General features: G+C 36.2%; 3 protein-coding genes. All 3 read left to right on the top strand.

Annotated elements, in window-relative coordinates; genetic code table 11:
- Positions 1-168 precede the first annotated feature (168 nt).
- The 3 genes from PLK24_RS09280 (at position 169) to PLK24_RS09270 (ending at position 3,945) form a co-directional block, all read left to right on the top strand.
- Positions 169-1,215 (top strand): SIS domain-containing protein, encoded by a 1,047-nt coding sequence (locus tag PLK24_RS09280; RefSeq protein WP_324478462.1) that lies wholly within the window; start codon positions 169-171, stop codon positions 1,213-1,215.
- Positions 1,216-1,218: 3 nt separating this feature from the next.
- Positions 1,219-2,160: a carbohydrate kinase family protein gene (locus PLK24_RS09275; RefSeq protein WP_324478460.1), complete on the top strand. Its 942-nt coding sequence runs from the start codon at positions 1,219-1,221 to the stop codon at positions 2,158-2,160.
- A gap of 135 nt (positions 2,161-2,295) precedes the next feature.
- Entirely contained in the window at positions 2,296-3,945 is a 1,650-nt protein-coding gene (locus tag PLK24_RS09270; protein ID WP_324478458.1) for an ABC1 kinase family protein, read from the top strand.
- Positions 3,946-3,959: the final 14 nt, after the last annotated feature.

The following is a 3,959-nucleotide window of genomic DNA, read 5'->3' as shown; positions in this document are numbered from 1 at the left end:
AATTTATTCCCCCATTGAGGGGGGATTCAGGGGGGTGTGCCTTTTTCTTTTTTGTTTGTTCACATTTCACTCGATTCTATATTTTCAAAATAGATAATAAAAAAAGGTTATTCAATCATCCGTTTCAAATCTATAAAGGCTGATGAGGGGGGCATTCTTTTGAACAGGATGTTTAAGGAAATTAAAGAACAACCTGAATTGATTAGAAAAATATCAAAAAAATACCTTATTGATGGCAAATTATTCAGCTGGAAAGCACCGAAAAAAGGAAAAATCATAATAACTGGCATGGGAAGTTCTTTGTTTGCTGCTTATCCAGCCTATCTAAGACTTTTAGACCATGGTTATCCCGTTGTCTGGATTGATGCATCTGAGTTGTTGCACTATGGGTTAAATAGTATAAATAAAGAAGATACTCTTATCAGCATATCTCAATCAGGTGAATCATTTGAAGTTGTTGAAGTTATTAAGAGATGTCCAAATAATGATCAGATTATTGGTTTTACAGCGCAAATAAAGAGTACGATGGGTAAGTTGTGTGCGGAAACCATTGATATTCTTTCGGGCACGGAAGAGTCAATAACCTCTACCAAAGCACACACTGCGACCTTAGCGCTTTTGAATCTCTTGTCATTATCTTGGATAAGTACACAAAATGAAATAAACGGATTACGTTCTTTATTGGATCAACTTGCTGATGAGATCGAAGAAGTAATTGAAAATTCGGAGAGCTGGTGTAATGACCTACTTGATGAATTGGATATCATCCAACCATCGCATCATAAGGTAATCATCGCCCGCGGGCCAGCTCTGAGTTCGGCTTGGCATGGGAATCTATGCTTTTCGGAATGTGCAAAGGAGCTTTTTGCCGTTTTTTCCGCGGGTCAATTTCGTCATGGACCTTATGAACTTGCTGTCAATCCTTTGCTGGCTATAATTCTTTCTCTTCATGGCAAAACGCAAAAACTTACCTCTTCTCTTGCTCAAGAGATTATCCAGAAGGAAGCGCAAATTCTTTTGATTGGCGAAAAAGAGTTTTCATTTTCAGAAAGAAGTCATCGGTTCAAATTTCTCCCAATTCATTGTAATGATGAGTATTTTGCTCCAATGATAGCCATTGTTTATCTTCAAATTATTGCCTACTATGCAGCAATACGAAAAGATATTGAACCGGGAACTGCACAAATTGTAAGCAAAATGACGCTTAAGGAGTAAATCATGAAGAAAGTTTTTGTAGGAGGCAACATTAGCCTCGATCTTGTATTAGGTGAAATTGATACTTTTCCTGGCTGGGGCGTAGAGTTGCTCATCCCTGGATATACCATGCGACCTGGTGGCCAATCCAGTAATGCCGTGATGGCTTTGGGTAGTTTAAAGGTTCCTGTATATGTGATCGGAACAGTAGGTGTAGATAATGTTGGGCAGGACATTCGGAATTCCTATGAAAAGTGGGGAGTCAATAGTGACTTTTTGTTTGAGCTTCCCAATATAGCAACTGGTTTATCGGTTGCATTAACCAATAGAACAACCCATGAAAGAACCTTTTTGACCGAACTTGGTGCACAAAAAAAATTTTCACATATCCATTTAGATAAAGTATATTCTCATATTCAAGATGGTGATTATTTATTAATATGTGGATATTTTCTCAGTAATTCCCTCAGAAATGATAAATTTGTTCACTTCCTACACAAGATAAAAAAAGAAAAACCTAAAACTATTCTTTTGCTGGATACCGGTTGGCCACCAGAAGGTTGGACAAATCAGGTTAAAAATGAAATATTAAAACTTCTTCCTTGCTTTGACTACTTTCTGCCAAATGAAATTGAAGTTGCCCATTTAACCAATGACCAACCGACTGAGATTTTCAATACATGGTCTGGCACTCTGGTGGTAAAAACAGGTAAAGATGGAAGCAGAGTAATGACGTGTGATGAAGTATATCATATCCCAACAATTCAGGTTGAGGTTAAAGATACTATTGGTGCGGGAGATTATTTTAATGCTGGTTTCATTTGGGGGCTATGGAAGGGTTTTGATCTTCTACAATCCACCCGTGTTGCTAATATTATTGCCTCTCTAAATATTTCCTTAGATGCTCAACGATCGAAATTAGCGAATCCTACAGACGTTGATAAAGTTTTAGAAAAGTTCGATTGAGGAATTTAAAACTCTGGTAAGTTATTAGCTAAAAAACCCAACTTATATCATCATTTTCAGTCCTTCACTTAATAATGTATAATAAACAGATGTTAGGTTAGTCTCAAATAAAAGGGGAAGCGAGGAGAAAAGAGATTGTTGATCTTTCAGCACCCTATGTACCGCAATTTCAAGCGCTTTCGAGAAATAATACGAGTATTCAATAAATATGGTTTTGCTCTTCATCATTTAGTTTTTTTTGAACGCTGGACTTTCCCCCCGATTCCCAAACAAATCTTAGCTAATCCTCCTCAACTCAACCTCAGAATGGCTTTAGAAGAACTTGGAACAACCTTTATTAAAATTGGTCAAATCCTAAGTACTCGAATTGACCTTTTATCCGAAGATTATTGTCAAGAGCTAAAAAAACTTCAGGATGACACCACGCCGGTTCCCTTCGAAGAAATTCGAGATGTCGTAGAGCAGGAATTAAAAGCAAAAATAGAAGAGCTTTTTTCCGAATTCGATCCAAATCCTATTGCTTCAGCATCAATAGCTCAAGTACATCGAGCGGTATTAAAAAGCGGTGAAAAAGTAGCTGTTAAGGTGCAAAAACCAAATATTGAAAAGAAGGTAAATGCTGACTTAGAGATTTTATCCTATATTGCAGGATTTTCAGATCGTTTAAAAATATTTTCTGAGAACATTTCTTTTAGTGAATTAGTTGCAGAATTTAGAAAGAATTTGACCCGAGAAATTGATTTTTTGTATGAGTCGGTTAATGCTCTGAAATTCAGGGAAAATTTTAAAGAACAAGAAGGCATATACATACCACAAGTTTTCCCGAGGCATTCGACTCGGAAGGTTTTAGTCATGGAACTGATAGAAGGTGTTCGACTTACTCGTATTCATGATTGCCATATTCAAGGGCTTGATTGTCAATTATTAGCTGAAAGAGGAGCATTGGCAGTATTAAAAATGATATTTGAAGATGGGTTCTTTCATGCCGATCCTCATCCAGGAAATATTATGGTAAAAGAACCCGATGGGGAGCTGGTATTTCTTGATTTTGGGATGGTAGGTGCTATTGATAGTGAAACCCGGGTAAGTATTGTTAAAATTTTGTTGGCAGCTTTAGAGAAAGATGCTTCAAGAGTAGTATCTTATATTGAGGAAGATATACTAACTGTCCCAATAAAATCAACAGTTGGGTTAAGGCTCGATCTCAATGAAGTTTTAGAAAGATATATAACGGCTGATTTAAAAGAGATGAATTTGAACAATTTAGTTACTGATTTTTTCTACATACTTCGTAAACATAACCTTAAATTTCCTGCTCATTTTGTCTCAATTTTAAGAGCCTTAGTAGTTGCTGAGGGGACAGGTATGATGCTGAATCCCCATTTTACGATAGCCCCCTACTTAGAAAAAACCTTAAGAAAGATATTTGCTCATGCTATGGATTACGAGAATGTTAGTAAAAAAGCCTTTCATTATTTATTTGATTGGAAGAAATTGCTCGAGGAATTTCCGGGTAAAGGCCATGAAATCCTTACTAAATTAGCATCAGGTCGGTTTAATATAAAATTTGAAAATAAAGAGTTAGAAGAAATTGGGAAAAAAATCGATTCGATAAGCAATCGAGTTTCTCTAAGTATTATTTTAGCCGCTTTTTTAATAGGATCTTCGCTCATATATACTAATTACCAGTATCTTAAATCCTTAAGTATCCTTGGTATCCTGGGTTATATTATTGCAGCTTTTTTAGGGATTACACTCATATTCGAAATGCTTCGTCATCGATAAACAGATTGTTTCTA

This window comes from Atribacter sp., from assembly GCF_035418125.1.
In the GTDB taxonomy this organism is placed as follows: Bacteria; Atribacterota; Atribacteria; order Atribacterales; family Atribacteraceae; genus Atribacter; species Atribacter allofermentans.
Note: the sequence above shows the minus strand (reverse complement) of the source record. Positions and strands in the feature narration are given on the sequence as shown.